At 36.2% G+C, this 26,160-nt stretch carries 29 protein-coding genes and 1 tRNA gene; 12 read left to right on the top strand and 18 right to left on the bottom strand.

What is annotated here, in order from left to right:
* Positions 1-108: 108 nt before the first annotated feature.
* The gene (locus tag AC59HC_RS01080; RefSeq protein ID WP_110009008.1) at positions 109-570 is read right to left on the bottom strand and encodes a hypothetical protein; all 462 of its coding nucleotides are present in this window, start codon (positions 568-570) and stop codon (positions 109-111) included.
* A gap of 168 nt (positions 571-738) precedes the next feature.
* Between AC59HC_RS01080 and AC59HC_RS01085 the strand changes: the two genes are divergently transcribed.
* From AC59HC_RS01085 to AC59HC_RS01105, 5 genes are read left to right on the top strand one after another with little or no spacing between them, the layout of a single operon-like run.
* On the top strand, positions 739-2,535 hold the full coding sequence (locus tag AC59HC_RS01085) for a DUF885 domain-containing protein (RefSeq protein ID WP_496557842.1): 1,797 nt from the start codon (positions 739-741) through the stop codon (positions 2,533-2,535).
* A 6-nt stretch (positions 2,536-2,541) separates the two neighbouring features.
* A complete protein-coding gene (locus AC59HC_RS01090; protein WP_496557843.1) occupies positions 2,542-3,099 on the top strand; it encodes a hypothetical protein in 558 nt (185 codons plus the stop codon).
* Positions 3,100-3,107: 8 nt separating this feature from the next.
* The gene (locus AC59HC_RS01095; protein WP_110009005.1) at positions 3,108-3,554 is read left to right on the top strand and encodes a DinB family protein; all 447 of its coding nucleotides are present in this window, start codon (positions 3,108-3,110) and stop codon (positions 3,552-3,554) included.
* A 52-nt stretch (positions 3,555-3,606) separates the two neighbouring features.
* Positions 3,607-4,209 carry a hypothetical protein gene (locus AC59HC_RS01100; RefSeq protein WP_496557844.1) on the top strand — a complete coding sequence of 201 codons (603 nt, stop codon included), beginning with the start codon at positions 3,607-3,609 and terminating at the stop codon, positions 4,207-4,209.
* Positions 4,199-4,885, top strand: a complete 687-nt coding sequence (locus AC59HC_RS01105) for a glycosyl transferase (protein ID WP_202842088.1) — start codon at positions 4,199-4,201, stop codon at positions 4,883-4,885. Before AC59HC_RS01100 ends, AC59HC_RS01105 begins: the two co-directional genes overlap by 11 nt.
* Positions 4,886-5,121: 236 nt before the next feature.
* Here the strand turns inward: AC59HC_RS01105 and AC59HC_RS01110 are convergent, their stop codons facing one another.
* From AC59HC_RS01110 to AC59HC_RS01130, 5 genes are all read right to left on the bottom strand, one after another.
* The gene (locus tag AC59HC_RS01110) at positions 5,122-5,952 is read right to left on the bottom strand and encodes a DUF6625 family protein (RefSeq protein ID WP_202842090.1); all 831 of its coding nucleotides are present in this window, start codon (positions 5,950-5,952) and stop codon (positions 5,122-5,124) included.
* A 66-nt stretch (positions 5,953-6,018) separates the two neighbouring features.
* Positions 6,019-6,201, bottom strand: a complete 183-nt coding sequence (locus tag AC59HC_RS01115) for a TIGR04149 family rSAM-modified RiPP (RefSeq protein WP_110009001.1) — start codon at positions 6,199-6,201, stop codon at positions 6,019-6,021.
* A gap of 81 nt (positions 6,202-6,282) precedes the next feature.
* Entirely contained in the window at positions 6,283-7,899 is a 1,617-nt protein-coding gene (locus tag AC59HC_RS01120; RefSeq protein ID WP_202842092.1) for a vitamin K epoxide reductase family protein, read from the bottom strand.
* Between the two features lie 22 nt (positions 7,900-7,921).
* On the bottom strand, positions 7,922-8,695 hold the full coding sequence (locus AC59HC_RS01125) for a GLPGLI family protein (RefSeq protein WP_496557845.1): 774 nt from the start codon (positions 8,693-8,695) through the stop codon (positions 7,922-7,924).
* Positions 8,696-9,002: 307 nt separating this feature from the next.
* Positions 9,003-9,623, bottom strand: a complete 621-nt coding sequence (locus AC59HC_RS01130) for an endonuclease III domain-containing protein (RefSeq protein ID WP_343643500.1) — start codon at positions 9,621-9,623, stop codon at positions 9,003-9,005.
* Between the two features lie 33 nt (positions 9,624-9,656).
* Here AC59HC_RS01130 and bcp point away from each other — a divergent pair, with 33 nt between their 5' ends.
* Positions 9,657-10,106 (top strand): thioredoxin-dependent thiol peroxidase, encoded by a 450-nt coding sequence (bcp, locus tag AC59HC_RS01135; protein WP_137904532.1) that lies wholly within the window; start codon positions 9,657-9,659, stop codon positions 10,104-10,106.
* An 89-nt stretch (positions 10,107-10,195) separates the two neighbouring features.
* Here bcp and AC59HC_RS01140 read toward each other — a convergent pair whose 3' ends face one another.
* Genes AC59HC_RS01140 through AC59HC_RS01160 form a run of 5 tightly spaced genes read right to left on the bottom strand, consistent with a single transcriptional unit; the run spans position 10,196 to position 14,391 of the window.
* A complete protein-coding gene (locus AC59HC_RS01140; RefSeq protein ID WP_110008996.1) occupies positions 10,196-10,729 on the bottom strand; it encodes a GNAT family N-acetyltransferase in 534 nt (177 codons plus the stop codon).
* Positions 10,698-11,360, bottom strand: a complete 663-nt coding sequence (locus tag AC59HC_RS01145; RefSeq protein WP_343643501.1) for a hypothetical protein — start codon at positions 11,358-11,360, stop codon at positions 10,698-10,700. Before AC59HC_RS01145 ends, AC59HC_RS01140 begins: the two co-directional genes overlap by 32 nt.
* 31 nt (positions 11,361-11,391) lie before the next feature.
* Positions 11,392-12,474 (bottom strand): mannose-1-phosphate guanylyltransferase, encoded by a 1,083-nt coding sequence (locus AC59HC_RS01150; RefSeq protein ID WP_238349672.1) that lies wholly within the window; start codon positions 12,472-12,474, stop codon positions 11,392-11,394.
* A 2-nt stretch (positions 12,475-12,476) separates the two neighbouring features.
* Positions 12,477-13,067: a SprT-like domain-containing protein gene (locus AC59HC_RS01155; protein ID WP_202842101.1), complete on the bottom strand. Its 591-nt coding sequence runs from the start codon at positions 13,065-13,067 to the stop codon at positions 12,477-12,479.
* A 1-nt stretch (position 13,068) separates the two neighbouring features.
* Positions 13,069-14,391, bottom strand: coding sequence for a TolC family protein (locus AC59HC_RS01160; RefSeq protein WP_330744787.1), 1,323 nt, complete (start codon positions 14,389-14,391; stop codon positions 13,069-13,071).
* A gap of 182 nt (positions 14,392-14,573) precedes the next feature.
* Here AC59HC_RS01160 and AC59HC_RS01165 point away from each other — a divergent pair, with 182 nt between their 5' ends.
* From AC59HC_RS01165 to AC59HC_RS01175, 3 genes are all read left to right on the top strand, one after another.
* Positions 14,574-15,818, top strand: a complete 1,245-nt coding sequence (locus AC59HC_RS01165; protein WP_202842104.1) for a bifunctional folylpolyglutamate synthase/dihydrofolate synthase — start codon at positions 14,574-14,576, stop codon at positions 15,816-15,818.
* A 42-nt stretch (positions 15,819-15,860) separates the two neighbouring features.
* Positions 15,861-15,935: transfer RNA gene (locus AC59HC_RS01170), tRNA-Val, on the top strand.
* Positions 15,936-16,052: 117 nt separating this feature from the next.
* A complete protein-coding gene (locus AC59HC_RS01175; RefSeq protein ID WP_343643502.1) occupies positions 16,053-17,174 on the top strand; it encodes a hypothetical protein in 1,122 nt (373 codons plus the stop codon).
* Here the strand turns inward: AC59HC_RS01175 and AC59HC_RS01180 are convergent.
* From AC59HC_RS01180 to AC59HC_RS01195, 4 genes are read right to left on the bottom strand one after another with little or no spacing between them, the layout of a single operon-like run.
* The gene (locus AC59HC_RS01180) at positions 17,164-18,087 is read right to left on the bottom strand and encodes a glycosyltransferase family 9 protein (RefSeq protein WP_496557911.1); all 924 of its coding nucleotides are present in this window, start codon (positions 18,085-18,087) and stop codon (positions 17,164-17,166) included. The genes AC59HC_RS01175 and AC59HC_RS01180 overlap by 11 nt on opposite strands.
* A gap of 50 nt (positions 18,088-18,137) precedes the next feature.
* Positions 18,138-18,557 carry a SufE family protein gene (locus AC59HC_RS01185; RefSeq protein WP_062672886.1) on the bottom strand — a complete coding sequence of 140 codons (420 nt, stop codon included), beginning with the start codon at positions 18,555-18,557 and terminating at the stop codon, positions 18,138-18,140.
* Positions 18,558-18,601: 44 nt separating this feature from the next.
* Positions 18,602-19,699, bottom strand: coding sequence for a glycosyltransferase (locus AC59HC_RS01190; RefSeq protein ID WP_202842108.1), 1,098 nt, complete (start codon positions 19,697-19,699; stop codon positions 18,602-18,604).
* Entirely contained in the window at positions 19,699-19,923 is a 225-nt protein-coding gene (locus AC59HC_RS01195; protein WP_110008987.1) for a uroporphyrinogen decarboxylase, read from the bottom strand. Before AC59HC_RS01195 ends, AC59HC_RS01190 begins: the two co-directional genes overlap by 1 nt.
* 150 nt (positions 19,924-20,073) lie before the next feature.
* Between AC59HC_RS01195 and AC59HC_RS01200 the strand changes: the two genes are divergently transcribed.
* The gene (locus AC59HC_RS01200) at positions 20,074-22,608 is read left to right on the top strand and encodes an ATP-dependent Clp protease ATP-binding subunit (protein ID WP_496557846.1); all 2,535 of its coding nucleotides are present in this window, start codon (positions 20,074-20,076) and stop codon (positions 22,606-22,608) included.
* Between the two features lie 142 nt (positions 22,609-22,750).
* On the opposite strand, the gene AC59HC_RS01205 is transcribed toward AC59HC_RS01200, so the two are convergent.
* Positions 22,751-23,278: a hypothetical protein gene (locus AC59HC_RS01205; RefSeq protein ID WP_343643823.1), complete on the bottom strand. Its 528-nt coding sequence runs from the start codon at positions 23,276-23,278 to the stop codon at positions 22,751-22,753.
* A 189-nt stretch (positions 23,279-23,467) separates the two neighbouring features.
* On the opposite strand from AC59HC_RS01205, the gene mnmA reads away from it, so the two are divergent.
* Together mnmA and AC59HC_RS01215 are read left to right on the top strand one after the other, a co-directional pair.
* Positions 23,468-24,655, top strand: a complete 1,188-nt coding sequence (mnmA, locus tag AC59HC_RS01210) for a tRNA 2-thiouridine(34) synthase MnmA (RefSeq protein WP_496557847.1) — start codon at positions 23,468-23,470, stop codon at positions 24,653-24,655.
* Positions 24,656-24,782: 127 nt separating this feature from the next.
* A complete protein-coding gene (locus AC59HC_RS01215) occupies positions 24,783-24,992 on the top strand; it encodes a hypothetical protein (protein ID WP_110008985.1) in 210 nt (69 codons plus the stop codon).
* Positions 24,993-25,055: 63 nt separating this feature from the next.
* Here AC59HC_RS01215 and AC59HC_RS01220 read toward each other — a convergent pair whose 3' ends face one another.
* Both AC59HC_RS01220 and AC59HC_RS01225 read right to left on the bottom strand, forming a co-directional pair.
* Positions 25,056-25,406, bottom strand: a complete 351-nt coding sequence (locus AC59HC_RS01220; RefSeq protein ID WP_496557848.1) for a hypothetical protein — start codon at positions 25,404-25,406, stop codon at positions 25,056-25,058.
* A gap of 14 nt (positions 25,407-25,420) precedes the next feature.
* Positions 25,421-26,146 carry a glycine-rich domain-containing protein gene (locus tag AC59HC_RS01225; protein ID WP_496557849.1) on the bottom strand — a complete coding sequence of 242 codons (726 nt, stop codon included), beginning with the start codon at positions 26,144-26,146 and terminating at the stop codon, positions 25,421-25,423.
* Positions 26,147-26,160: the final 14 nt, after the last annotated feature.

The raw sequence follows: 26,160 nt of genomic DNA on the forward strand, positions 1-26,160 counted from the left end.
AAAAATTGCTTAAAAACAACTTAAAATTTGTTACAGTTTTACAAACAGCAAATTTCTTTCCAAAAATAATTTGAAAAGAAATGTACAGTTAAAAAGGCAGAAGCTCGGTTAGTCTTCTTCTACCTCAATATCATCTTGTTTAAATTCGCATTTTAATCTAAAAGGGATCGGTGTATCTGATCCGGTATAGAAATCATCAATAGTTCCTTTCCAGATAACCTGAAGCTCTCCTTCTTCGTTTTTTTCAAAAAGAAGCTCATTATCATAGATATAGGCATCTTCGTCATCAAAAAGGTCTACTTCTGTATAGGTTTCTTCATCAGAGTCATTGATGATGATGGTCTTCCCTTCTATTTCCGCCGATTCGATAGGAAAATCAAAAACTTCAAGTGAAAGCTGCGGAAAGTTGTACTGTAATGAATCATCGTCCACGTGATCCAAACTGTCATCCGTAATCACTTCAACCTCTAAAAAATGTTGCTGGTTGCTGTAAACGGCCTTACAATAAGTATTTCTGATATTGTATTTTAGCGTTTCGTCCGGATGGTAAATTTTTAAAATCCCTTTCATTTTTTCTTAAAAAAGAGCTGTAATAATATGATTGTTAAACGTTTTAGACAAAGATAAAAAATTGATTCAAAGTTAAAAGGATTTTGAAAATAATTTTTTAAAATCAATGCATTCAATAAGCATGAATATCCCAATAATACTTACTTTTGTTTTCATAAAGATTGTGAGATGAAAAACATTTTATCAAAAAGTATTCTGGGATTAGGGTTGATGATTGGTCTTGCTTCCTGCAAAAAATCGGATTCTCCCCTTACAAAAGTGACACCCAGCAACCTGGATTCTATCGCTTCGAACTATTATGAGCAATATCTTAAGCTATATCCTTTAGATGCTACAGCACAGGGAGATACAAGATATAACGACCAGCTTCCGATTAATATTGATAAAGATTTTATCTCAGGAGAAGTAACATTCTACAATTCTGTACAGAAACAGCTGGAACATGTAGATTACAAAAGTCTTTCTGATGAGGATAAAGTGGTATATGATGTATTGGATTATACTTTAAAAGATAAAATTGAGGGCTATGCCTATCATCCGGAATATATTCCTTTCACTCAGTTTGGAGGGCTGCCGCTTACTTTTCCATTGTATGGAAGCGGACAGGGCAATCAGCCTTTTAAAACAGAAAAAGACTACAGCGACTGGCTGAAAAGAATGGAAAAATTTCCGGAGTGGATGAATGCAGCTGCGGACAACTTCCGTGAGGGAATCAACAATAAAATAGTGCTTCCTAAAAAACTGGTTGTCAAAATGATTCCTCAGATGAGAGCAGAGGAAATCACTACTTCCGATATGGAAAAGAATATTTTCTACGGACCTATTAAAAATTTCCCTAAAAACTTTACAGAGGCTCAGAAAGAAAAATTCTCAGCACTTTACAAAGATGCTATTACAAAAAAAATCATCCCGGCTTATACTAAAATGGGAACATTTTTAGAAAAAGAATACCTGCCAAAAGCAAGAGATACAGACGGATACAACAGCCTTCCTAACGGCAATGAAATCTACAACTATTATGTAAAAAGCTGGACTACCACAAAGAAATCACCTGAAGAGATCAATAAGATCGGGCTTCAACAGGTTGCAATGCTTCGCGCAGAAATGGAGAAAGTAAAACATCAGGTAGGCTTTACCGGATCTCTGGAAGAATTTATCACTTTTGTTAAGACGGATCCAAAGGCAATGACTTTTAAAACATCTAAGGAAGTTTTAAATGCATTCAACGGGATCTTAACGAAAATTACACCGAAGCTGAAAACAATGTTTAATGTAACGCCAAAAACAAAGTTTGAGATCAGACAGACGGAGAAATTCAGGGAAGCAAGTGCCAGCGCAGAATATATGCCGGGAACTCCGGATGGAAAAAGAGCAGGTATATTTTATGTTCCGCTTCCTGATCCTACCAAATTTAATGTTACTTCGGGAATGGAATCTCTTTTCCTTCATGAGGCGATTCCGGGGCATCACTATCAGGTTTCTCTTCAACAGGAAAATACAAGGCTTCCTAAATTCATGAGATTCGGATGGTTGGGAGCATATGGTGAAGGATGGGCTCATTATTGTGAAACATTAGGCCCTGAATTCGGTTTATATACTGATCCTTACCAGAAAATGGGATATTTAAGCGATCAGATGCTGAGAGCGGTAAGACTTGTAGTAGATACGGGACTTCATACCGGAAAAATGTCAAGAGAAGAAGCGATCAGATATTTCTTAAGCAACATTTCTTATGATGAAGCATCGGCCACTGCAGAAGTAGAAAGATATATGGCGATGCCGGGTCAGGCCTTAGGCTACAAAATAGGGTCTTTAAGAATCCGTGAGCTGAGAGAAAAATATCAGAAAGAACTGGGAAACAAATTCAATCTGGCAAGCTTCCATGATGAAGTTTTAAGCCAGGGATGTCTTCCGCTGGACGTTCTGAACAGAAAAATGGAGCTTTGGGCTCAAAAACATAAATAGTTTCTTATGAAACTATTTATGTTTTTTTCAGGTATTTTATTGATGGCTTTGAGTTGTCAAAAAGAGCAGAATTTTGGAAATTTTACTGTTGATAGTAGCTTACCTAACCATGATAGTATTCTAGTTCTCTCAAAATATCCGGAACTGAAGCTTTATAATAGTGAAGTTGTTGAAAGCAAAACAAGAACAGCACATATTGTTCAAACTGCAAGTTATTCGGATGGCTTTCGTAAGGGAACGTTTTTATTCAATGATTATAAATGTAAAGCTCAATACCTGAATGACTCTCTTACTATCAAATTGAATAACAATAATGGATATTTTGGAAATGGTATTTTGATTAAAGTTTTTAATAATCAATTTTACATCAGAGATATTGATCCTAAAACCTTAAAAAAGGAAGAAAAATTCATAAAATCTGAAGTTTACAGTCAAAAATTAGTTCTTAACAGCCATAAATTCGCCACAAATGACAGCATATATGGTTTTATAGATTACAAATGCAATATTGACAGTTTGGTTGACAAACACTTTAAAGGATATTTTAAAACTATAATACAATAATAACTGGTATGATCACAGAAAGTCTAAGATCTCTTTACAACAGAGATTTAAATAAGTTAAAAACGGAACTGGAAGCCTATCAAAGCGAAGAAAATCTTTGGAAAACGGATAAAAACATTGCCAACTCTGCGGGTAACCTTGCCCTTCATCTGGTCGGAAATCTTAATCATTTTATCGGAACACACCTTGGAAACACAGGATACGTAAGACAGCGTGACCTTGAATTTTCGTCAAAGGATATTCCCAAAGCGGAACTTATTGAAAAGGTGAAAGCCACTGCGGCAATGATAGATTCGGTACTTTCCCAATTGTCCGATGAAGACCTGAAAAAAGAATATCCATTGGTTGTTTTTGAAAGTGCCATGACAACCGATTATTTTCTGATCCATCTGCTTGCTCATCTGGACTATCATCTGGGGCAGGTTAATTATCACAGAAGGCTGTTGGACATTTAATCTGATTTATTTATTTTTATTAAAACTAATTTATCCTGAAAACCCAATCATTATGAAGAAAATATTTGTTTTATCTTCAAATCCTGAAAAATTTTCTGGTGCCTTAGAACATTATGCAGAGAGAAATTTTACACCTGAATTTATTGTCACAGATGAACATTTAAGTTTCATAGAAGGAATACAAAAGGTAATAAAAGAAAGTGATGATGAAGACTATATCATTATTTCAACCTCTCAACATCGGTTTTGTCCTAGTTTTTCACAAGATCATCTTGAAAAATGTATTGAAAAGGTAAAAAGACTTGACGGTAATTTATTGCTTGGAGGTCTCCTAAGCTTTGAAAAAGTGATCGAAGTTTCTGATCATATATTCTGGGTTGATGGTTTCAAGGGATCACAGTTCATGATTATTTTCAAAAAAACATATTCTCTTTTCTTGCAAAGGAATTTCAATACTAAGCTGCCTCTTGATGTTTTTTTATCATCACATCTGGAAGACGTCTTTGTAATACATCCATTCATTTCTCAGTTTGAAGATGACGGAAACCTTCAATCATTCGAAAACACCACTGATTTTCAATATATATATGACAATCCGGAAGTTTTTCTTGATGAACTTTCCCAAATAAAAAAATACTACAGCTATGAGCCATAATAACTTTTCAGAAATTATGATCCCCACTTACATTATCAATCTGAAACATAGAGAAGACAGAAGGGAAAGTGTGTTAAAAGAGTTTGAAGGCAGACCGGAATTTGGCTGCCAAATTGTAGAGGCATGTATGCATGAGAAAGGGAATGTAGGCCTCTGGGAAAGCATAAAAAAAACGGTATCTCTTGCTATTGAAAACGAAGATGATGTGATTATCATTGTAGAAGATGACCATGTTTTTACAGAACATTATGAAAGAGATGCGTTTATAAATAATATTATACAATCTAATGAGCAGGGTGCTGATATTCTGGCCGGAGGCATTGGAGGAGGCTTTAGATTTGTTGTTCCTATTACAGAAAACAGGTTTTGGATCAATCATTTCTGGTGTACCCAGTTTATGGTGGTATACAGTCGTTTTTTTGATCATATACTCAATGCAGACTTTGGCCCGGAAGACACTGCAGATAACTTTTTATCACAACTGTCAGCTCATAAAATGGTATTATATCCTTTTGTCTCCGTTCAGAAAGATTTCGGATATTCTGATATTACTGCAGAGAATAATATTAATGGAAATATTGAACATTATTTTAAAACAGCAGATCTTGCCCTTGGTATCTATCAAAAAAAGTACAAACAATTGGTTTTAAATAATAAAAAAGAGAGAACAATATAAGGTTCTCTCTTTTTCTTTTCATAAAATGATTAGCAACAGATCACTCCTGAAGGTCCACAATAAGCCTCCATACTCCCATGGACTAGACACATCACTGCCTGGCAGTTACATGATGTTGGGCCCGATCCTGCTTTAATAACTCTCATTTCCTTTCTGCTCATGTTATTTTTAATAACATTCATGCTCATTTTTTGTAATTTTTTCATGCTATTATTTTTTAATTAGTAGTACAGTAATTACCAATAAATTCTAGTGGGGCTTACATTATACCTGTTGGGGATTTTTGCAGGTACTTTTTCGGGGTTGTATACTTTTTTAAGCCAAAACATATGAAACATAATTGCCTCATATTTGTTTTTATAAATAACTTTTCCATTATCAAATTTTACTCTCCCCGTATAGCCCTCCATAAGAATAAAATCAAAATGAGTTCTGAGAATTCCTTCTCTTTCAGCATTTTTCATGATATGGGTAAAACTTTCAATTTCTGTTTCAATTTCGAAAATAGGAATACCTTCTGCTAGATCGTCCCAAACAAAATTACATTCATCAAAACAGAAGTGATCCGGCATAGAAAATACCTTTTTATAGTCTTTACTTCTTTTAAAGAATGTATTCATCAGTTCATTATTCCTGTACAGACCAAAGCATCCGGTGGTATAATCATCTCTTACACTGATATAATCATAGCTATCGAGAAATTCATTGGTAAAAAAAGCTCTTATATCTCCGTAAATAAGATCGAGATCACAGTGCCCCCAGAAATCATATCCTTCTATAAGTTCCGGAAACATAAAAGCATACGCAGGCTTAAAATCACACAGCTTATAAGGATAATCTATGTTGATTGGAAACCCAAGTTTATCAGATGTATCGCAGATGATATCTTTCAGATTTTTATGGACTATTTTTACATTTGAGGGTAAGTTTTTTACCTCCTCTGTATTATCAGTTATAATCACAAAATCTACACTTGGATTAAAAGCACAAGAATGCAGATAATAGGGCATATACCATGGATATTTACCATACCAGCATGTAATTAAAACTAAACTTGGTGTATTCATAGGTTAAAAAAATTCTGTAATTGCAGAATTGCAATTACAGAAAAAATATAAGTTATTTTTGATTGATTAGCAGCATTTTGCTGGCCATCCACCGCCACATATAGCTCTCATACCATTCATATAGCAGTACTGTGAGTTACAGTTACAAGTTCCTGGCTCACCTCCTGAACCCGCTTTAATAACTCTCATTTCGTTTCTGCTCATTTCGTTTTTCATAGCATTTAAGCTCAGCTTTTGTAATTTTTTCATAGAAATTTGTTTTAATTTGTTTGCCTACTCTTTAGATTTTCGGCTTCCTCTTTGTATAATTATTATAATAATTTTCTTCTTTTATCTGTATTCAACCTCCAATTCCTTTACAGAATCATGCTGTTCATTCCATTCGTCCTCAATAAGATCCGGCATAAATACTTCTATATACTTTTTATTAAGTCTTACAGGATATGCATAGTCGTTGATAAAGTAATGTGGTGTGAAAAACAGGTTATTCTGTAAATTTTCATAAGAAACAGAAACCAGTTTATTCAGTAGAAAGGTTCTGTTATCAAGAGTTGTACTATATTTTTTCAACCATTTCTCTGCCTGTCTGTGACTATACCAGTCATGAAGAGCTTCAATAAATTTGCCTTCGCCTTTTGTTTGATAAATGTTCAGGAGCTGGATCAACATCTCTTCTACTTCAGCAGTTACGACTCCTGTCATATTAAATCTGATTTTGATGTTGACCTGATTTTTATATTGGTTGTAAATTCTCTGCAAGAAATCATGCGCTTCTCTACAGTATCCGCACAAAGGGCTTGTAATAAAAGTAATTGTAACAGGAGCATTTGGATTTCCCAGCAGGATTGGCTCAGCTTTTAAAACAAGGGGTTCTGTGCTTGTAAGAATATTTTTAAAGTAAGGATAATGCCTTATATATCTTGAGTCAAACTCCGCATCCTTTTTCAGCACTGCATAGGTTATCAAAGCTTTTTTAATAAAAATATAGGTTCCGGAAAAAGCGATCACTACTGATGACAAAAGCAAAACTGTTAGGAGGTCAAGATGTACATTATTCAGTATCTCCGTCATGTTAAATGACAAATAGATAAGCTGTGCATAGATTACTCCTATAATACTCAAACATATTGGACACCACTTCTTTTCTACTTTCATCTGAAAATAAACAGAATATAATGTAAATGGTATACATCCCAGCAGTGAAAAACCAATTAAAAAATAATAATTATTGATAAGCTCCTTATTAAAAACAAGCAGTGAAAAAAGCTGAATCCCAAAAAGAAAAACACTTAGATCACTCAATTTGAACCCTGCAATTTTTCCTTTTTCAGAGTTGATAATCTGGCTGCAGCTTGACTTCTCATTTCCATCACAAAACTGCGCAGAAAAACCAGACTCCAGCCCCAGCTCTGTTTTTATAGCTTCAAAGGCTAAAAGCAACCCCACCATTGTAATCGCACCGAAACCACTTATAAACCAGCCTCCGATAAAATACAACACTACAAATACTGCACAAAAGATGAATGCTGGCAGGAGTTTATTGTAAAAGACATTAGACGGTTTTGTGATTTCTCCGTTATTTTCAGCGGCCAGTACCGCACCAGTCCACAAACTCTCCATTTCAGGAATGGAGATAGTCTTCTGCACACCCTCATGATCTGTATATAAAACCGATTGCTCCTTTTTTTCAATATATGATAAAATCAAATGCCCGTTTCCTATATCTAATATGGTTAGAAATGTTTCCGGTAAATGATCAAAATCCTGAAAATCAATCGTAAAGGCACCATTTGGAATACCAAAAAAACCAAGAGCATCACTAAAAGCCAGAAGACTAGGTGTCTCCGGATGCGATTCTACCTGATAGATGTAATCATTCTTATCAATTTTTACATCAATCGATTTCAGATATAAAAAAACAGCGTTAATTTCTTTTCTTAATTCCATGGTTATAGTTGAATTGTTGATACTATCTTTCGATGGTATTATCGTTTTCCCGGTGATATTTTTTTATTGATTCGGCCTGTTGATTCATCTTATTCATGATTTCCAGACTTTTACTAACATCTGCCATACTTTGCATCAAAACAGGCAAGGGATCATTTATGAAGTTTTCTTTATTTTTAATGTAGGCTTCTTTTGACATCAAACTCTCATCCATTACTGATTCTGTTTGCAATGTAGACCGGACATTTTTTTTACTGCCTTTCAATTTCCATTGATATTCATTATTAGCATCTTTCAGCTCTATAATCAACCCTGGAAGCCCCATAAAAACATAAGGACCATCAAAAACCGGAATATCCTGAGTAAACCATGCTATCCAATGTCTTCCTCCATAATTGGCTTCTGCTTTTTGTACTTGAAAAGTCCCGGTATTTCTTTTTTCCGGTAAAAGCTTCCAATGAAGATCAGGATATTCTTTATAGGAAATAACACCTATAAATAAATCATCTTTCAGAATAACTGATGAATTACCAAGATCTTTTATTACCTTAAAATTCATTGTTCCTAATGATAAAACTGGGGATTGTGTTGTGAAAAGAGAATCAGATTCCCACTTTTCTTTTCGAATGAATACAGACCTTTTATCAAGACTGTCCAGATAGAATATGTCGGTCTTTATCGTCTTATTTTTGGTAGAGGGTTTATAGGTAAGTTCATAATAAAACCGATGAACCTGCCCTTTACAGGCACAGGAATATAAAACTATAAAAAAAACGAAAAGATTAATTTTTTTCATTTTGGTCTTCATGGTACTGAGCCAAATATATCTCTTTTTATGGAAATACAATACTTCTGTAACAATTTACAGTAAAGAAAATTACGAAAAAGAAAACTATTGTCTCTAAATGATATTATAAATCAAGCAGATAAAGTTTTCTTTATGAAATAAAAGAATTATCGTGAAATTTTACAAATATCCTTTATTGGTGAAAAAAAAATTTAGAATTTAAATTATGAGATAAAAAAAAACACTATAAAATAGTGCTCTTCTTGTTCTATTTGTAACTGAAAATAGTTCTTAAAATCCTAAATAATGTTAAATTCTATTTTTCAAATAACATTTTTGTAATAAAATCTTTCTCTCCTTTTCCTCTTGCCGGAGAATATTCTCTTCCGTAGAAAATAATCTGAAGGTGAAGTTTATTCCATACTTCTTCAGGGAATAATTTCTTGGCATCGCGCTCTGTTTCCACCACGTTTTTTCCTGAGGTAAGTTTCCACTGTGCCATCAGACGGTGAATGTGGGTATCTACCGGAAAAGCAGGAAATCCGAAACCCTGGCTCATCACCACTGAAGCAGTTTTATGCCCTACGCCCGGAAGGGCTTCCAATTCTTCATAAGTTTGCGGAACGATACCATTATGACGTTCCAGCAGAAGTTCTGCCATTCTTTTAAGGTTTTTGGCTTTGGTATTGGAAAGTCCGATTTCTTTGATGAGTTCTTTGATTTCAAATTCTTCCAGCCTGGCCATTCTTTGTGGAGTTCCTGCCACGGCAAAAAGATCAGGCGTAACCTGGTTAACTTTTTTATCTGTGGTCTGCGCGGAAAGCGCTACGGCCACCATTAATGTATACGGATCGGTGTGATCTAACGGAATAGGTGTAGTCGGATATAATTTATCCAGTTCTATCTGAACGAGCTCAGCTCTTTGTTTTTTTGTCATGTAACCCTTAAATTTGAACAAAATTAAATCATTATGCTGAAAGTTGGAGATAAATTACCTGAATTTGAAGGATTCAATCAAGACGGAGAAACGGTAACCTCATCAAAGTTAATAGGAAAAAAACTGGTGGTTTTCTTCTACCCGCAAGCGAATACCCCAACGTGTACCGTGGAAGCCTGCAATCTGAGTGATAATTATTCCAAGCTTGAAAAAGCAGGATATCAGTTACTGGGAGTAAGTGGTGACAGTGTAAAGAAACAGAAGAACTTTCACAGTAAATTTGCATTTCCTTATGATCTTATTGCTGATGAAAACCGAGATATCATTGAAAAATTCGGGGTCTGGCAGGAGAAAAAAACGTTTGGAAAAACGTATATGGGAATTGTAAGAACGACTTTTATTTTCGATGAAAATGGTGTCTGTACAAGAGTGATTGAAAAAGTAACGTCAAAGACTGCTGCTGAGCAGATTCTGGAAGGATAATTCTTTTTGAAACACAAATATCACAAATGCTTTCACAAATAACACGATTTACGATCTATACGTTATTTGTGAAAGCATTTTTAGAAGTTTTATTCGGTTTCGTAATAGTTGAGTTCTTCGGTTTCGCCTGGAAGTATGACGTGTTTTTTAAACCTCAACCCTAATTTTTCGATCAGTTTTTGGGAAGAAATATTATCCTTTGAAATAATGGCTGATATTTTTGTTAATCCGAAATCATCCATTCCAATAGACTTCACTTTCTGAGCTGCTTCGTAGGCATATCCCCTACCTTCGAACTCTTCCAGCAGAGAATATCCTATATCCACGATATCAAGACCTTCTCTTTCGAAGATTCCTACTGCCCCTACTTTTTCATTGCCTTCTTTGGTTATTAAAAGATAGTTTCCAAATCCAAGTCTTTCAATCTGGGGAGCAAATCTGTTGAGAATATAATTTTCGGCATCTTCAACAGAATTAACATTGCGGTTGCCGATATGTTGAATGAATTTTGGCCTGTTATAAAGGTCAAAGACGAAATCTTTATCTTCACGGGACATGGGACGAAGGATTAATCGCTCAGTCTCATAGATATTATCTGCGTTTGGGTGTTTTTTTAGACTCATCTATCTTGGGTTCTTCTTTTTTTTCGATTTTCAACAATCTTGGGTTATTAGCACATTTTTTATTGTAAAGCTCAATATATGTTCCATTGTCTTTTACATTGCTTACAGTACCTGTAGATTTATTTACAGTGACTGTATAATGTGTTTTCTGGTAAGGACATTCCTTTGAGGTCAGTTTTCCAAGATCCAGATAGTAATTCGATTGATCTTCATGGTAATTGCCGGCAAGATCCTTGAATTCCTCATCCACCATATATCCCTCAGCAGCTAATACAACCGCAGCCTCCTGAGCATTATCAATTCTGTCAACAAACTTCTTCAATCCCACTACATCTGTTACATAATTTACTTTACCTCCTTCTGAGTAAGCAATATAATAAAAGCTGTCTTCACTAGGGAAAAGATTGAATCCTGAGAACTGAGGAGTGTAATTTACCTTACCCGAAGTCTTTATTTCTTCACCTTTACCGTAGCTGTTGTATATCAGCACCCACGAGTCTACTCTGCTTCCTGGGTTGATCTGCTGCAAAACAGAAGGTATATTTGAAAACTTTTTCTTCTCCTGAGAATATCCTAAGATTCCCAGAAGTAAAAATGTAAGAATTGTAAATCGGGTTGCAGTGTTACTCATAATTTAAAAATCAGCAGAAATATACCAAATATTACATGAACTTCTCGCCTTTCTTAAAGTTTTTCAGATCAAGAACATAGTCTTTAATGAGCTGGTCATTATCACGCGGACAGATCAGAAGTGCCTTATCTGTATCTACAACAATATAGTTTTCAAGACCATCAATGATTACGGCCTTGTTATTATTCTTTAAACGGATGATATTTCCTTTTGAATTATAAGCAAGTAAATGTTTCAGTTTTACCGCGTTTCCGTCTTTATCTTTTTCTGTATTTTCATATACGGAAGTCCATGTTCCAAGATCGCTCCATCCCAAATCTGATGGAATCACATAAACATTCTTTGCTTTTTCTAAAATTCCGTTATCAATAGAAATCTTCTGAACCTTCGGATAAATGGTTTCAATACAGCTATTTTCTTTTTCTGAGTTGTACTCACAAGCCATAAAATGCTGCATCATTTCTGGAAGATAAAGATCAAAGGCATGATGGATACTTTTCACATTCCATACAAAAATTCCTGCATTCCAAAGGAAATCACCGCTTTCCAGAAAGCTTTGGGCAATTTCAAGGATAGGCTTTTCTGTGAATGTTTTCACTTTAAAATATTCCGAACCCTTTTTTTCTACAAACTGAATATATCCGTATCCGGTATCAGGCCTTGTAGGGGTAATCCCTAATGTTACCAGATAATCATTTTTTGAAGCCAGCTCAAATGCCAGCTCCACTTTCTCCAAAAATACATCTTCTTTAAGGATCAGATGATCTGCCGGCAATACAATCATCGTTGCATCCGGATTAATCTCAGCAATTTTGTTGGCCATATACAGATTACAAGCGGCTGTATTCTTCATCAAGGGCTCGCCCACAATATTCTCTTCAGGAATTTCCGGAAGCTGCTGATGGGAAACAGGAACATACTCTTTATTCGTAATTACGAATATCTGCTCTTTAGGAATTACCTTGCTGATTCTGTCATAGGTCTGCTGAATCATAGTGCGCCCGGTTCCTAAAATATCCTGAAACTGTTTTGGAAATTTTTGCGTACTCATCGGCCAGAACCGGCTCCCGATTCCTCCCGCCATTATAACGCAATATCTATCTGATTTTAACATTATTAGCTACATTTTTCTACCCTCGCTAAAGGCTTGAAAGAATACTTCCTTCCAGTAGCCAGGTTCTTACAAAGATAGTTTTTTTTAACCAGACCTTCTAATAAATACTTTTCGTTGCGATAGATAAAGAATTCTCCCTTTTTAAGCTCCTCGATAAAATGAAGACTATCATCCTGTTTCTCAGTATGAAAATATCTTACCAGATCAGGGCTTGCCATGAAATTGGCTTTAGGCGATTTTGAAAATTTTATAATGATAGGTTTGAGCTCTTCATCATATATTTCAAGGCTTTCCAGAAGCATATTTCTAAAAGTTTCTTTCCATTCGTTGCCGTGGGGCGAAATTCTCCGTCCATATTTTTCGAAAGCAATCAGATGTGCGAGCTCGTGAGTGAGCACAAAGAAAAAAAGTTGTGGGGTAAGGGTTGAATTTACCGTAATTTCATGCGAATTGTCCGGAAGTTTTCTGTAATCTCCCAGTTTTGAATTTCTGTTTCTTGTAACTTTTATATGTATATAGTAATCTGCAAACCAGATTCTTAAATATTTAAGTGTATTTTGAGGTAAGTATTTTTCTAATGATTGAATTGGCATTTTACAAACTTAATGGAATTCCTGCATAGAAATTCAATAGTTTAAGACTAAAAAGATAATTATATTTTGCCTGCGCTACTGATCCCTGTGCATTTGCATAATTATTTCTCGCCACATTGACGTCGTAGATGGTGGTTCTTCCGGCAGCATAACTTTTATCGGCAAAATCAAGAGCCAGTTTTGAGCTTTTTTCAGCTTCCACTGCAGCCAGATAGGTTTCATAATTGGCATCAGCATCAAACTGAGCTTTCTGAACATTTTGTCTTACCGTCTGTTTCTGTTGTTCTAGTGTATTTCTGGCTATACTCTCATTGACCTTAGACTGTTCTACCTGAAGTTTTGTTTTTCCTTTATTGAAGATAGGAATATTCAATGATAATCCAACATTTTGCCCGAACTGATCTTTATATTGTTCAAAAAAAGTTCCCTGCACAGTACCTGGCATAGGATCAAACTGCCTGTTATAGAAAGTGTTAAGACCCGCACTTGCCGTTAACGTTGGCCAGAATGCTGTTTTGGTTACTTCAGTTTGTGCTTCGGCAGATCTTATCCTGCTTTCGGCTGCTTTGATCTGAGGTTGTATCTCATACGCCGTTGTAAGCACTTCATCTACAGTATTAAGCTGTAAATCAAGTTTTTCCGGAACGTTTACATCTTCCACATCGAAACCTTTGTAATCTGAAAGCTGTAATAGCTGAGCGATGGCAAATAAAGCACGTCCAACATTTACTTCTGCCGTTTTAAGGTTTTGTTTCTCTCTTGCCAGCGCAGCTTCAGCCTCAGCTAGAACCGTCTGGGCAGTTGTCCCAACCTGGGTTGTGATCTTAGCTCTGTCAAACTGTTTCTGGGCATTATCCACAGCACTCTGAGAGATTTTAACAATCTCCTTATTCAACAAGGCTGTCAGATATTGTTGAGCAATCTGAAGAGAGATATCATTTTTAATGGTTTCAATGTCATATTGGCTTGCTTCTACATCAAACTGGGCTTTTCGTACATTTTTCTCTAATCTTCCATTATTATAGAGCAAAATATCGGCTCCCAGACCAACACTGTTATTGAATCTATCGTTTCTAAAACTTCCCGCTCCTAATGACCCTTGCCCGAAACTCACCCCATTCGTCATACTCCCCGATACAGATGGTAAATATTCTTTTTGGGCTGCTTTAAGATTATATTCCTGGTTTTGTTTGTTATACTGATTTTGGATAACCTGAAGATTATGCTCCACTGCATAGCTTACACATTCTTTTAAGGACCATTTCTTCTGAGCGCTTAAACCCAGATAACCTAATCCAAAAACGATGATCCAAACTTTTTTCATATGTATATGTTTATTTGTTTTTAATGGTCATATGGAACCGTGTCATCTTCATCAGTACTGTTATCTGTGAATCACAGCGATTTCATATTAAGATTTTTCAATATTAGACGAATTAAATATAAAAAAGTTACAGATTGAAAAATTATATTTTATTTTAAAAAAACTTTTGGGAATTTTGCACTATGACAAATGAACAATATCAGGAAGCTATCGACTGGCTTTTCGTACAGATGCCCAACTATCAGATAGATGGACAGAAGGCTTATAAACCTGGACTTGATAATATAACAAAGCTTTGTGCTTTTTTTGGAAATCCTCAGGATAAAATAAAGTGTATTCATATTGGCGGCACCAATGGAAAAGGTTCTTCAAGCAATATGCTGGCATCTGTTCTTCAGGAAGCCGGTTATAAAACAGGATTATACAATTCTCCACACCTTATAGACTTCACAGAGCGCATAAAGGTGAATGGAAAAAACTGTAATAAAGAATTTGTCTTTGATTTTATTCAAAAACTGAAAACGATTCCGGAAGACATCCGTCCCTCTTTCTTCGAGTTTACGACCATCATGGCTTTTGAATATTTTTATCAGCAGCAGGTAGATTTTGCCATTATTGAAGTTGGATTGGGAGGAAGACTGGATTCAACAAATATTATCAAACCGTTGATTTCGGCTATTACTAATGTTCAGCTGGATCATCAGAATATTCTTGGAGATACCATCGAAGAAATTGCATCAGAGAAGGCTGGAATTATTAAACAACATATCCCGATTATTTCCGGTGACGAAAATGAAGTTGTCAAAAATATCATTAAAAAGAAAGCTACGAAAGAAAATGCTGCTTTGATAGATGCCACTCTTATCAATACAGATCTGGAATCTGATCTGAAAGGGAATTACCAGAAGAAAAATGTCAGAGTCGTTCTGGCCGCTGTAGAAGAATTAAGGAAACTTAAAGTAAATATTTCTGATGAAGCATTGGAAAAAGGACTTCTCCATGTTCACCAGAATACAGGATTTATTGGCCGTTGGTTTGAATTTTCACAACATCCGCTTACGATTTGTGATACGGGACACAATCAGGCAGGTTTGGAGTATGTTTTTTCACAATTAAATTCAATTGACAGGCACAAGCATATTATTTTGGGGTTTGTGAACGACAAAAAAATAGATGATGTGATGAAATTACTTCCCGAAAATTCTGAGTTCTATTTTGCAAAACCATCCATCAACAGGGGAAGACATCCCGAAGATTACGAAAATCTGCTCCAGGAGGCGAAAATTTTTTATAAAATTTTTGATTCCGTACAGGAAGCGTATCTCTCTGCAAAAGAACGATGTACAAATGAAGAAATGATTTTTATCGGCGGAAGCAACTTTGTAGTGGGAGATTTTTTGGAAAAAAATTTGGAGATTAAAGAATAAGTCGTATATTTGCACCACTCTAAACAAGAGAACAAGTCTAGAGGGTTCTTAGCTCAGTTGGTTCAGAGCATCTGGTTTACACCCAGAGGGTCGGGGGTTCGAATCCCTCAGGACCCACAAAAAATCTCTCAGATTTCTGGGAGATTTTTTTATTTTACCCCTAAGCAATTTATAAAGCTTCTCCTCCACTTTTCCTTATATTTATCTACCTTTGCCTACATCGAATAGCCGAACTTGAAGCAGCTCCACATCATATCATTCAATTATCCCTACCCTCCTTCCTATGGTGGAATCATTGATGTATATTATAAAATCAAGGCCATATCTGATATGGGAATAAAAATTCATCTTCACTGTTTCATAGATCAGATCCCTTCAACCATTGACAGAGAAATTAAAGAGATTACAGAAAATGTATTTTTTTACAAAAAGAAGAAGAATCCTCTGCTTTATTTTTCATCAACGCCTTTCGCTGCTGCGATCAGAAAATCTGAAGAACTTATTAAAAATCTGGACAGGAATAAAGCTCCCATCTTGTTTGAGGGTTTACAAACCACGCAAATTATACGGTTTTTGAGAGAGAATGACCACAAACTCTACCTCCGTTATCACAATAACGAAAAGGAGTACTATAAAGGTCTTTCCGGATCGGAGAACAACCTATTCAAAAAGATCATCTACTCCATTGAATCTTTAAAATATACAGGATATCAGAAAAAACTTTTAAAGAAATTTGACGCTGTATTCTGTCTGTCTGAGAAAGAATATCATGAAGTTGAATCCTATTCAAAGAATGCACACCTGATTCATATCTTTCACGGTAATGAATCGGTAAAGGAACTGGATCAAAAAGGAAAGTATTTTCTATTTCATGGAGATCTCACCACTGCAGACAATAAAAGAGCATTAAATGAGACTATCGGTTTATTTAAAACGCTTCCACAATATAAATTGATTGTTGCCTCCGATCGTGCCAGTGAAGATATTAAAAACAAAATCTCAGCCGTTGAAAATATCAGCCTTACTCCTATTCAAACCAGAGAGAACCTTTACCGTCTTCTGGAAGGTGCTCATGCCAATATTTTAATTTCTTACCAAAATTCAGGAACAAAAGTGAAGCTTTTCAATACGCTTTACAACAGCCGTTTCGTGATTATTAACGGGAATATTACAGATGATCCGGTTTTAACAAATTTATGCCTGTATGGCGATGATATGAGCCAAATCCGTCAGCAGATTATCATCTCGGCTGAAAAAGACTATGATGACAATGAAAAAAGAAAGAATATTTTAGAAGCAAGTCACTCTGACAAAGCTAAAGCAGAAGAAATAGTAAAGCTAATTTTTAAAAATTAACCCTGTCCACCACTTTCTGGATATTAAATTCTTCAAGACAGGCCCAGTCACCTCTGTAACATTCCTTATCTCCAAAGACAGAACATGGTCTGCAGCTCAGGTCTTTTACCTGAACAACATCTTCCTCACTTTGTCCAAATCCCAGAAATCCTGCATAAGGATGAGTAGCTCCCCAGATAGAAATACATCGGGTTCCCACAATACTTGCGAGGTGCATATTGGCAGAATCCATAGATATCATCAGTTCCAGTCCGGCAATATAATTGAGCTCTTCCGTAAGATTTAATTTTCCGGCAAGATTTTCTGTATTAGGAATCTCTGCTTCCCATTTTTCTAGAGTTTCCGTTTCTTTTTTACCTCCTCCAAAGAAATACACCGTATGTTTCTGAGCAAGAATTCTTACCAGTTCATACGATTTCGCCAAAGGAAGCATTTTCCCTTTATGCTGGGCAAAAGGGGCAAAACCAATCCCGGATTTTTGCGCCGAAACCGGTCTTAATTGATGAGAGAGTTCAACTTTGAAGCCCATTTCACGGAAAACATCTGCATAACGTTCCACTGTTTTTTTCAGCTGTACCTTTTCCAGATTCCAGATATCTGTAAGATGTTCTTTTTCTTCCTTGCCTTTATCAATTTTAAAGACCTTGAGCCCTTTCCTCCTGTATATTCTGTCTAAAACCTTGGTTCGGATTACATCATGGAGATTGGCAATACAATCCGGATTAAATTCACGGATCAGTTCGTTACTCAGTTTTCTCAATCCGAAAAGACCTTTGTAATCATCCAGGTCAATCCCTTTAAAAGTTACATTGGAAATTCCAGTAAACAACGCCTCAAAATTTTTCCTGGAGACCATAATAATTTCCACACCGGGGTTCTGCTCCAGAAATTCTCTGAAAACAGGTACGGTCATCGCAACATCTCCGAATGCGGAAAAACGATATGCTAAAATTCTGGTCACGGTTATGATTTCAGTTGGTAAGCAACTGCATAAAACTTGATCTGCTTTGTCATCGCCATAAGTCCGTTGGCTCTGGAAGGTGAAAGAAACTCCTGTAGTCCTATTTCTCCGATAAAATCAAAATCAGAATCCAGGATTTCCTGAGTGGAATGTCCACTGTAAATACTTACTAAAAGAGAAACGATCCCTTTTGGTAGAATACCATCAGAATCTGCATTAAAGAAAAGTTTCCCGTCTTTAAATTCAGCATCAATCCAAACTTTGCTCTGGCAGCCTTTAATCAGATTTTCTTCTGTTTTCTTATCTTCAGCCAAGCCTTTCAGTTCTTTTCCAAGATCAATGATGTACTCATACTTTTGCTCCCAATCTTCAAGAAAAGCGAATTCATCTATTATTTCCTGCTGTTTTTCTTTAATGGTCATTTTAAATCAAATTTCTTTTGCAAAGATAACCAATTTTGTAAAAATTATTTACAGGATGCTTTTTCAAAAAGTTGGAGGATTTTTGTCTCTTCATTCTCCCAGCAAAATACATCTGCTGCCTTATTTAATTCGCTCTGATAATAATGTCTTCCTCTCTGAAGAACAAGATTGATTGCTTTTTCAATGGTTTCAGGCTGATGATCCGGAATAACTTCTCCTACATTAAATTGATTTTTTATCCTTTGCATTTCCGGAAAATTAATCATCACAAGCGGTACTCTCGATTGGATATAGTCACAAACCTTATTAGGAAGTGAATAATAGTAGCTTACTCCATTATTTTCTTCGAGACTGAATCCTGCATCAGCGGTTTTTGTTATTTCCCTGAGATTTTCCGGTTTCAGCTTACCCAGAAAAAAGACTTTATCCTGAAGTTTCTCCTGAATAACAAGTTCTTCGTATTCTTTTTTCTTCGGGCCGTCACCTGCAATTTTCAGAACAGCATCTTTAATATGATGCATGGCCACAATCATTTTTTCAATTCCCCTCGACTGATTAATCGCTCCCTGATACAGAATGATCTTTGGATGATTTTCAGGAATTTCCGGTGCTGAAAGAATTTTTCTCGGAATATTTCTAACCACTACCGGATTGACATTATACTGTTCATGAAACCATTCGGCATAGCTTTCACTTTCTGTCATCATCAGTTCCATATGGGGAACCAGCTTTCTTTCCAGCACTCTCCAGAATTTCTGAGAAAACCTGTTTTGAACCGATGGCATTTCCGTGAAAATTTCATGGCTGTCAAACACCAAAGGGATGTTCAGTTTTCTGGCAATGAGATAATTTGGCAGAAGTGCATCAATATCATTGGCATGGAGAATCGTATCTTTGTCCGCTTTTTTCTTCAGTTCTTTGTATAATTTCCAGTTGAATTCAAAATAAGCGGTCTTCAGGCTTTTAGACTTCAATCCTATTCTGGAAAAGGGATAAGGACGTTCCATTTTTTCATTTCCTTCCCAATCGTTACCAATCAGATCTATGGAATACCCGTTATCAAAAAGGGTTTTGCATACCTTCTCTATCCGTTGGTCAGTATACAGATTACTAAAAGCAGAAGTAATAATTTTTTTCCTCATCAATCTTTCTTGTCTAGTATTAAATAATAGATTTGAATGAAACAAATAAGCCCGTTTGGTATGATAACCGGCCAAAGCATTCCATTAAAGATACCATAAATGACAAAACAAATACAGCCAATCATGTTAACCACTCTGATTTTTTTTACATCTTTCAGTATGAAACTCAATACGATAAAAAGAGAAGCAGAATAGCCAATGTAAGTGGTAAGTTCAGGATTCATGGGGAAAATTTAAGGTTACAAACTTAATCATTTTCAATAAGATAATAAATTTTTTTCTGCCATAAAGTCATTAATTGATTTTTGGTAAAATATTTGTAATTTAGATAATGAATAAAAGGTAATGTTGCCTTTGTTCTAATGAGATATATTATGGATTATAAGTTTTCACAAGGTTTGAGCCAGGTGTTCAAACAAAGCAAAAGCGAAGCTAAAAGGCTGAAAAGTGAATTTCTTAATACAGAACATCTACTTTTAGGTATTATAAAAACGGAAAACTCTGCAAAAGAAATCCTTCAAAACCTTAATGCGGATTTAACACAAATCAGAAGAAAAATTGAAACTTTAAATACAGCAAGTCTTAATCCTATTTCTGAGGAGGTTACCAATATTTCTTTCACTAAGATGGCAGATCATGCGATCAAACGTGCAGAGTTAGAATGCCGACAGTATAAAAGCAATGAAATTAATACCGTTCACCTGCTTTTAGGTATTCTTTATAAATATGAGGACCCTACTTCAAATATTCTGGGAGCTTATGACATCGACTACGAAGGAGTTTCAAGAGAGTACCAGACTATGCTTAAAAATTCAGGCCAGTCTCCACAGATGAGTGCTTACGATGATGATGATGAGAGAGAGGAATTTGAGCAAATGAGAAAACCTACAGGAAATCTAGGTTCTGCAAAAAGTAAAACCCCTACATTGGACAACTTTGGTAGAGACCTTACTTCTTTGGCCAGAGACGGAAAACTGGACCCTGTGATCGGTCGTGAAAAAGAAATTGAGAGAGTTTCTCAGATCTTATCGCGTAGAAAGAAGAACAACCCGCTTCTTATCGGGGAGCCTGGAGTTGGTAAATCTGCGATCGCTGAAGGTTTAGCATTAAGAATTCAACAGAAAAAAGTGTCGAGAGTTCTTTACGGAAAACGTGTGATCACTTTAGACCTGGCAAGTTTAGTTGCCGGAACTAAGTACCGTGGTCAGTTTGAGGAAAGAATGAAGGCCATCATGACGGAACTGGAGAAAAACAGGGATGTCATCTTATTTATTGATGAGCTTCATACCATTGTAGGAGCTGGAAGTTCTACCGGAAGTTTAGATGCTTCCAATATGTTCAAACCGGCTTTGGCAAGAGGTGAAATTCAATGCATCGGAGCAACTACTCTGGATGAGTACCGTCAGTACATTGAAAAAGACGGAGCTTTAGAAAGAAGATTCCAGAAAGTAATGGTGGAACCGACTTCTATTGATGAAACCATTCAGATTCTGAACCAGATCAAAGATAAGTATGAAGAACATCACAATGTCATTTATACACCTGAAGCGATTGCGGCGTGTGTCAATTTGACATCAAGATATATAACAGACCGTTTCTTACCGGACAAAGCAATTGATGCAATGGACGAAGCCGGATCCCGTGTTTATATCAAAAACATGAAAGTTCCTACTGAAATCATTGAATTTGAAAAGAAAATCGAAGATATCAAGGAACTGAAACAGAAGGCTGTAAAAGCGCAGGACTACCTTGAAGCAAGAAAGCTGAAAGATGAAGAGGAACGTCTTCAGATGGAACTTAACTCGGCTCAGGAAAAATGGGATAAGGATGTAAAAGAGAAAAAAGAAACCGTAACGGAAGAAAATGTAGCGGAAGTGGTTTCTATGATGAGCGGAGTTCCTGTAACGAAAGTTGGTAAGAACGAGCTTGACAAGTTGGCCCAAATGGACGAGAAACTGAACGGAAAAGTAATCGGCCAGGAAGATGCTGTGAAGAAAGTAGTGAAAGCTATTCAGAGAAACAGAGCAGGTCTTAAAGATCCTAACCGCCCTATTGGCACCTTTATTTTCCTTGGAACAACCGGGGTTGGTAAAACCGAATTGGCGAAGGTAATGGCAAGAGAACTATTCGAATCCGATGAATCTCTGATCAGAATTGACATGAGTGAATACATGGAGAAATTCGCGGTTTCGAGATTGGTTGGTGCACCTCCGGGATACGTTGGATACGAAGAAGGAGGTCAGCTGACAGAAGCGGTAAGAAGAAAGCCTTACGCAGTGGTTCTTTTGGATGAGATTGAAAAAGCTCACCCTGATGTATTCAATATTCTGTTGCAGATTTTGGATGAAGGACACGTTACAGACAGCTTAGGAAGAAAAATTGATTTTAGAAATACCATCATTATTCTGACTTCAAACATCGGAACAAGAGATCTTAAAGATTTCGGAGACGGTGTAGGATTCGGAACTTCTGCGAAGAAAACCACTTCAGACTCTAGAGCAAGAAGTACGATTGAAAATGCCCTTAAAAAAGCATTTGCACCGGAATTCTTAAACAGAATTGATGATATTGTGATCTTCAACTCCCTTGTACAGGATGATATCAAGAAAATCATTGATATTGAACTGAATAAGCTTTATGGCAGACTTGAAAAATTAGGATATAAAGTGGATCTTACTGAAGAAGCAAAAGACTTTATTTCTGAAAAAGGATGGGATAAAGATTTCGGAGCAAGACCATTGAAACGTGCGATCCAGAAGTATATTGAAGACTTATTGGCAGAAATGCTGGTAAACAAGCAATTGAGCGAAGGAGAAACTGTAATTCTTGATCTTAATGAAGCAAAAGACGGACTGATCGGGAAAACGCAGAAAGCGAAAAAATCGGCTGAAAAGTCTTCTCAATCTTAATTAAATAAATAGTTTAATTTCAAATAGAAAATCCCCGGGAAGTTTCCCGGGGATTTTTGTTTTATAAGCTTTGGCTGAAGCCGGATGAATTTTGTTTTCTGACTAAACGGGCTAAAGCCCTTTCCTATTGATAAATGAACCCTTAAAGTCCCACCACAAAACCAATAGTTGGGATCAAACCGCTGGAAAATACACTGGAATTCTGTTTCCAAAGCACATTGTACATTAAACCCAGCTGCATAAAGGAGTTATTCCCGATCCGCTGCATATATCCTCCTCCAAGGTACAATGCATTTTCTTCTGTATTGTATTTATAATCGTAGTATTTATCTTTGTAATCAACAAAATAATGCTGATAGTTGGCTCCCACATAAAATGATCTGGCAAAATAGTAATTGACAAAAGGACCTACTCCAAACATAGTAGATTTATAGTAATCAGAAGTCTGCCACGAAACACTTCCTACCACACCTCCTTCAAAATCATCTGTAAACCTGTATCCTACTCTTGGTGAAGCCGACAGATTAAAGGCACTGTTGCTTCCAAATCCTAATCCAATACCTCCTCCGAAAGTCCATTTACTGCTTTCCTGTACCGGTGCACCTACTGAAATTTGGGAAAATGCTGATCCTGAGCTTATCAGCATCATAGAAATAATAAACTTTTTCATATGTTATATTTTTGGTGTTACAATTATATTCTCATCTGTTTTCATTTGCAGAGGTTGATAAAAAGATGACATATAGCTCTATCGTTTTTATCAATGTTTAAAATTATGGTTTTTTTACGAATTTTTTAATTGTATTTTTGCCACATCAAACTAAGAACTCCCGTTAAGAGTTTCGTAAAATTGAATACAATGAAAGTAGTAGTAGGCCTCTCCGGAGGTGTAGATTCTAGTGTTACAGCGTATTTGCTGCAGCAGCAAGGCCATGACGTAGTGGCTTTATTTATGAGAAACTGGAACGATGCTTCCGTAACATTAGAAGATGAATGTCCCTGGATTGAGGACAGTAATGATGCCCTTATGGTAGCACAAAAACTTGGAATTCCTTTCCAGGTGATAGACATGAGTGAACTTTACAAGGAGCGTATCGTTGACTATATGTTTGCCGAATATGAAAAAGGCAGAACTCCCAACCCTGATGTATTATGTAACAGAGAAGTAAAATTTGATGTTTTTATGAAGACCGCAATGTCTTTGGGTGCCGATAAGGTAGCAACAGGACATTATGCAAGGGTAAATTCTACTTTTGATAAAAACGGTAAAGAAATTTTCCACCTTCTTGCAGGAAAAGACAACAATAAAGATCAGTCTTATTTCCTTTGCCAGCTAAGCCAGGATCAGCTTTCAAAAGCGTTATTCCCAATTGGAGAACTTACAAAGCCTCAGGTAAGAGAAATTGCAAAAGAAATCGGACTGGTAACGGCAGATAAAAAAGATTCTCAGGGATTATGTTTTATCGGAAAAGTAAGCCTTCCCCAGTTTTTACAACAGCAATTAAAACCCAATGAAGGGGAAATCGTAGAAATTTTCAAAGATTCTCCTCTATTTTCGGAAGAAAAACCTGAATTCTCATCCAAAGAAGAAGAACTTGAGTTTTTATCACGAAAAATCCATTATAAAAAATCTGACGGAAAAGTAATCGGGAAACATCAGGGTGCCCAGTTTTTCACGATCGGACAAAGTAAAGGCCTTGGTATAGGCGGACACAAAGAAAGCTGTTTTATCATCTCCAGAGATATGGAAAACAACATTCTTTTCGTAGGAGAAGGAAGCCATTTCCCGGGACTTCATAAAAAAGCTCTGAAAATTGATAATTCTGAACTGCACTGGGTACGTGAAGATTTGAGGCTTCAGAACGGAGGATCTATGGAAGTAATGGCCAGATTCAGATACAGACAGCCTTTGCAGAAAGCAACACTGTATCAGTTTGAAAATGCTTTTTATATTGAATTTGACGAACTTCAGTCTGCTATTGCTGAGGGACAGTTTGCATCATGGTATATTGATGAGGAGCTGATCGGCAGTGGTGTTATTTCATAAGAGTTTCGGGGTACGGGATTCGGGTCATTGAGATTGTTTTTTTAAAGAAAATATTTTTTTGAAATTTTTCTGTAACGTTTTTTAAGTTATCATACTTACTGAGTAAATAACAATAAAAAATACTACTATGAAAACATCTACAAAAAACCAGTATGCTTATGTAAACAATATTCTGATTGCGGTTGTATCCTCTATTTTCGGTTATAATCTTTATCAGGCCATTGTACATCCTGAAAACTCCAATATTGCGATCAGTCTTATTTTGGTAGTCCTGACTTCCGTTATGGTTCGGAAATATGGCTATAAGCCCGTAAAAGAAGAAAAGAAAGATATTTAATATCAACAGTACATGATAAAGCCCGGAACATTTTTGTTTCGGGTTTGTTTTTAATAATAAGTTTTACTTTATCTTTTCATTGACATGACCTGAGATAAAAATCAATGTAACAATACATTCTGCTATTAAGATCATAACAAGAAACCCAACAGGTTTTCCCAACAAGAACCCTCTGATAAGCTTGATAATTCCCAACAAGAAAATAAATCCTGCGAAATAAATTGTCGTTCCCGAAATGGTTTCTTTCAAAGAATTTAGCATAAAAAACGAAGCGTAAAATCCTAGAACCAGAATGACATAGAACTTCAAAAAGTCAGGTCCTTTAAGAATAACCGGATTAAATGTCTGATGAACTGTCATAAGCCATGTAAAGCCTATCACAACCGGAGCTGAATGAATGATGAGTTTTTTCATAATGATGAGTTTTATTATCCACCACAGCCTCCACATCCACCGCAACCACCGCAGCCGCCTCCTCCGCTGCAGCTTGAGCCACCACAACTTCCTCCGTCATTATTTTGCTTATCTTTTCTGTTATGGTCAGAAACCTCCTGATCTCCTATGATTGAAACGATAGTTCCCAGAATGAAAATAATCCCGAATACAACTCCAGTAACCATTAACCCCGAAAAGTTATCTCCTTCTGTACACGAAAATAAAAGCAATAACACCAATATTGGAGCAAAGAAGGCCGTTTTTCTAAGCCAGGATTGCAATGTTGACTTTTTCTTACTCTCTCTCCAGATTTCTTCGGGTGCTTCCTGCCTGAATATCTGCCAATAACTTGTTAAAGTATCTTCAAACCAGTTCTGATGTCTTTCTTTTTCCGCAGAGCCTCCTTTGGAAGGATGATGATGAAGAGGTCTTTTTAAGATATGGGGACAGAATTCCTCCCAATAATTCTGCGTATAAATCAGATGCATATGCCAAACCTTGTCAACGATGTTACTGGGAGAAGCTCCGTGGGGAAGAATACAGCAGAGATACACGAACTTTTTGTATTCTTCAATTGCTTTTCTTGCGAAATCAAGACTCCAGCGTTCTTCTTTGGCCAGCTTTTTTGAAAAAGGGAAATCAACTCCCGGAGCATCCAGAGAAAATTCCTGTATCCTGTTCCAAAGAGACTCATCTTGTAATAGCATTTTTGTTTCCATTGTTTTGATTTTTG

It is taken from the genome of Chryseobacterium sp. DZ-32 (genome assembly GCF_059587025.1).